The organism is Geminicoccus flavidas (assembly GCF_009806515.1).
In the GTDB taxonomy this organism is placed as follows: Bacteria; Pseudomonadota; Alphaproteobacteria; order Geminicoccales; family Geminicoccaceae; genus Geminicoccus; species Geminicoccus flavidus.
The window spans coordinates 1-4,472 of the sequence record NZ_WUJP01001104.1 but is presented as its reverse complement, the minus strand read 5'-3'; the positions used below and the strand labels follow the sequence as shown (position 1 = coordinate 4,472).

Sequence of the window (4,472 nt, the reverse complement as noted above, 5' to 3'; positions counted from 1 at the left end):
TCGTTCATGACGCGGAGCCAGAATTTGGCGCCATGATCCGGCAGCAGCCGGATCATCCGGTCTCCGAAGGAGCCCGGGCCAGCAGGCCCGGGAGGCGTTCTGCTCCAGCCAAAGGCCAAGGATCTCCTTGGCTCCGTCGGCGCGGACGCCCAAGGCAATGTGCACCGCCTTGTTCCGGACCAGGCCCTCGTCCCGGACTTTCACTCGCAGCGCGTCGAAGAACACCAGGGGATAGACCGGCTCCAGCGGCCTAGCCTGCCAGATCGCGACCTCCTCGAGCACGGCATCGGTCACCGCGCTGATCAGGTCCGGGGAGACGTCGATGCCATAGAGATCGCGCAGGTGGCCCACGATCTCGCGGGTGCTCATGCCGCGCGCGTACATCGAGATGATCTTGTCGTCGAAGCCCGGGAAGCGCCGCTGGTACTTGGCGATCAACTGCGGGTCGAAGCTCGCCTGGCGGTCCCTGGGCACCTCCAGGTCGATCTGGCCGGTGTCGGTCACCACCGTCTTCCTGCCGTAGCCGTTGCGGCTGTTCCCGGCGTCATCACCGCTCAGATGATGGTCCATCTCCGCATTCAGCGCCCGCTCGGCCAGCGCCTTCTTCAGATCGTCGAGCAGGCCGTTCGGATCGAACGCCGTCTTCGGATCGGCCCCCGCCAGCAACTGGTCCAGGATCGCGTCCGGAATCTTCGGCTCTTTGCGTCTTGGCATGCCGGGCCTCCTTCGCGCCCATCATGCCCGCTCACACACGAAAATCCTGACACTCCCGGCAACAAGCCACACCGGAGTAGGTGGCCCTGTTGGACCTATCTCGATCTGTAACAACCACAAGCTTCTCGCCATCCGCAACCCCGCTTTCCTGCGTGCGTTGCAGTTTTTGATCCCTATCCCCAAAGCCACATGCCAACACCACAGCAAGCCCTCCTCTTTGTCATTCTGGCCGCCATGGTGGCACTGTTCGTGTGGAATCGTGTTCGCTACGATCTGGTGGCATTGCTCGCGCTCCTAGCGGCTATGGCGGGCGGCGTCGTGCCGTCCGAACGAGCCTTTGTCGGCTTCGGCGACCAAGTAGTAATCATCATCGCATCAGCGCTGGTGCTGAGCGCCGCGGTTGGCAAGTCCGGCGTGATTGACCGAACGCTTCGCCGCATCGAACCATACATGCGGACAACCGGTGCTCGGGTGACGCTATTGACTACGAGCGTGACAGTGCTGTCAGCCCTCATGAAAAACATCGGAGCACTGGCGATCTTTCTACCCGTGGCTATCCAGGTTGCTCGGCGCAGCGGCACACCGGCCTCCACGCTTTTGATGCCCATGGCCTTTGGCTCGCTGGTCGGAGGAGTGGTCACCCTGATCGGCACCTCGCCCAACATCCTCGTCTCGCGCGTGCGCGCGGAACTGACCGGCACGCCCTTCAGCATGTTCGACTTCGCGCCCGTCGGCATCGGGATCGCCGCCGCGGCATTGGCTTTCCTGGCTGTGGGCTGGCGGTTGCTGCCGACCGGACGCCACGGCCAAGCACCTGCCTCGGCAACCTTCACGGCCGAACCCTATCTCTCCGAAGCGCGCCTGCCCAAAGGCTCGCCACTGGTCGACAGGACCGTCGCGGAGCTTGAGGCGCTTGGGCACGGCGAGGTGGCTGTTGTCGCGATTGTGCGTGAGGGCGGCCGCCGCTATCTCCCGGCTGGGCACTGGACCCTCTTTGCCAACGACCTCCTGGTGCTCCAGAGCGATCCGCATGCGCTGCAGGATTTCGTCGGGGAAACGGGACTGCAGCTCGGTGGTGCGGGCAAGGGGGCGACCAAGGATCTGTATGCGGGCGACATCGATGTGGTAGAGGCTGTGGTCATGTCGGGCTCCGTGCTGGTCGGATGCTCGCCCGCGGAGCTGCGGCTGCGCCAAGTGTACAGCGTCAACCTCCTCGCTCTAGCACGGCGTGACCAGAGCATTGCCACGCGGTTGCGCCATGTCAGGTTCCTGGTCGGTGACGTGCTGGTGCTACAGGGTGCCGCGGGAGCCCTGCCGGATGTACTTAGAGAGCTCGGCTGCCTACCGCTCGTAGATCGAGCCACGGGCCTTGGCACACCGCAGCGGGACTACCTGGCGCTAGCATTGCTTGCCGTTGCCATGGGGTTGGTTGCGTTGAACCTCGTCCCTGTGGCAGCAGCTTTCTTCGGCGCGGCTGTTCTCTCCGTGCTGCTAAACATCCTTACGCTGCGGGAGGCTTACGAAGCCATCGATCTTCCGATTCTGGTGCTGCTGGCCTGCCTGATTCCGGTTAGTGACGCGGTTGCCAGCACTGGCGGGGCGGAACTGATAGCGGGCGGTCTGGCCACAGTTGCCACAAAGTTACCACCCGTCGGGGCCATGGCCCTCGTGCTGGTAATGGCAATGGGGCTGACGCCGTTCCTGAACAACGCAGCAACGGCGCTGATCATGGCTCCGATCGCAGCGAGTCTAGCGGCGCGGCTCGACCTCAATCTCGACCCCTTCTTAATGGCTGTGGCGATCGGTTGCGCCTGCGATTTCCTCACCCCCATCGGCCATCAATGCAATACACTGGTGCTGGGTCCTGGCGGCTACAGATTCGGTGACTACTGGCGCCTTGGCCTCCCGCTCTCGATGATCGTCGCCGTGATTGCGACCGTATTGATCCCCATCTTCTGGCCGTTGCAGTGAACGAAACTCTCCCAGTACCGTTGTGGCGGGATCACCGGCCGGGCACCTAAGTTCCAGATGTGTTCTCTGAAGGCATGGCTGGTGTAGTCGCGATCCGCGACCACCCAGCGTGGCCCACCCGGTAGACGGGCAAATAGGCCAACAGCTTGTAGCAGTTCGTGCGCCTGACCTGGTGCCAAGCTGAACGCGATGGTGCAGCGCCAAATGATCGCCTCAATCAACGGCGCCAGCACTGCCCACTGCCTGTTCGTCAGCACACCCGTCATCAGCCACCCCATCCGCTGTCCACGAAGTCGATGGGGAAAACGGTCAGGCGCTAACAGGCCCTTCTGTAATCGGGTCGGTCAACGGCCGGCTTGCGTGTCACGTCGCGGTTGCTCGCTTCTGTTCGTGGTCGGCGTCGTGCCGCCACAGGCTACGGTCAGACAGGCGGAGCGGGCCAATCTAGCAGGCGGGCTCGGTCGTGCCGGCCCTGTGTCTGTTGCGGCCTTGCTCTGCCACGTCCCGCGACGGGACCTCGGGCGCTGGATGCCGTGGCGGCCGGCGCTCAGGCCGCGGCCGCCTCCTTGCTCCAGTGGAACTCGGTGCCGTCGCGCCACATCTGGTGCAGCACGACGGCGAGCTTGCGGGCGACCGCGACCATCGGGCTTCAGCCCGATCCCACGGAGTGATGTCGGCAGCGCCGACAGGGCACGGCGCATGCCGGCGCGCCTGGCAAGGCCCATCCCCCAGGCCTTGAGCGAGGACCATCTGCTGGTGCGGGTCAGCAGGACGTTGGCTGCCTCGTAAAGAGCCTGCCTGGCCAGGCCATCGCCCTGCTTGCTGATGTGCCCGGTCCGGTCTGTCTCCCCGAACTGGTAGCGGCGTGGGGTGAGGCCAAAGTGGGGGCCAACGGCACGTGATCGGGTAAAGCGCATCGGGTCGTCGATGGCCGAGCAGAAGGTCAAGGCTGTTACTGGTCCGACGCCAGGCACCGTCATGAGGCGCCTGCATGCCTCGTCGTGGCGCGCCGCGGTCATGACCAGACGATGCAGGCCCTCCAGTTCCGCCAGGAGAACGCCGCGTACCTGCAGCAACGGCTCGATCACCATCGCCAAGCTCCGCCGGCCGCCAACCAACTCGCGGACACGGGCTGGAAAGCCGCGCTCACCCACCTTGCCCATCTTCAGGCCGAAGCCCCGGAGCAGGCCGCGGATGCCGTTGTCGATGTCACGCAGCTTGGCCACCAGCAGCTTTCGTGCCGTCAGCAACGCGCGCAGCTCCTGCGAGAGCGGCGACTTTACGTGCACGGCTCGAAACCAGCCGGTGCGGACCATCTGCGCAATAGCCCGGGCATCCGTTCGGTCCGTCTTGATCGACATGGCCCGCGTGGCCGCCCGCAACTGCCGGGTCTCCAGCAGCACCACCGGCAGACCTGCCGCTGCCAAGCCGCCATGCAGCCACTGCGACATCGGCCCGGCCTCCAGACCCACCCGGCCGAACATCAAGCCTAACCCGATCAGCGCAGCCGCCAGTGCTTGAGGATCACTCGCTACCCTGAACTCGCGGACGATCGAACCGGCCTGGTCCACGATGCAGATACTGCTCATCTCCAGCGAGACGTCGATCCCGGCATAGTAGGTCATCGGATGCCTCCCTCGATCTCGGCCCTCCCAGGGCCTGCGGGAAGAACAACCGGCCATGGCAGCGCCAGCTACCATCCGACCCGATTACGGTATCTAGGTTTTGTCGCCAAAGCTGCGCAGCCAGACCATGAGTGAGGCAATCTGGACGAAGGCGAGGTAGTG

At 64.6% G+C, this 4,472-nt stretch carries 2 protein-coding genes and 1 pseudogene; 1 reads left to right on the top strand and 2 read right to left on the bottom strand.

The window, feature by feature from the left end; translation table 11 throughout:
- On the bottom strand, positions 1–714 hold a 714-nt coding region (locus EQG76_RS31120), incomplete at its 3' end, for an IS256 family transposase (RefSeq protein WP_235031655.1).
- Between the two features lie 189 nt (positions 715–903).
- Here EQG76_RS31120 and EQG76_RS31115 point away from each other — a divergent pair.
- Positions 904–2,685 carry an SLC13 family permease gene (locus EQG76_RS31115; RefSeq protein WP_159719085.1) on the top strand — a complete coding sequence of 594 codons (1,782 nt, stop codon included), beginning with the start codon at positions 904–906 and terminating at the stop codon, positions 2,683–2,685.
- A gap of 547 nt (positions 2,686–3,232) precedes the next feature.
- Here EQG76_RS31115 and EQG76_RS31110 read toward each other — a convergent pair.
- A pseudogene (locus EQG76_RS31110) lies at positions 3,233–4,310 on the bottom strand (IS110 family RNA-guided transposase).
- Between the last annotated feature and the right edge of the window lie 162 nt (positions 4,311–4,472).

Excerpts from the sequence above, each read along its gene's own strand:
- EQG76_RS31115 (WP_159719085.1), top strand. The coding sequence starts at position 904 with ATGCCAACACCACAGCAAGCCCTCCTCTTTGTCATTCTGGCCGCCATG.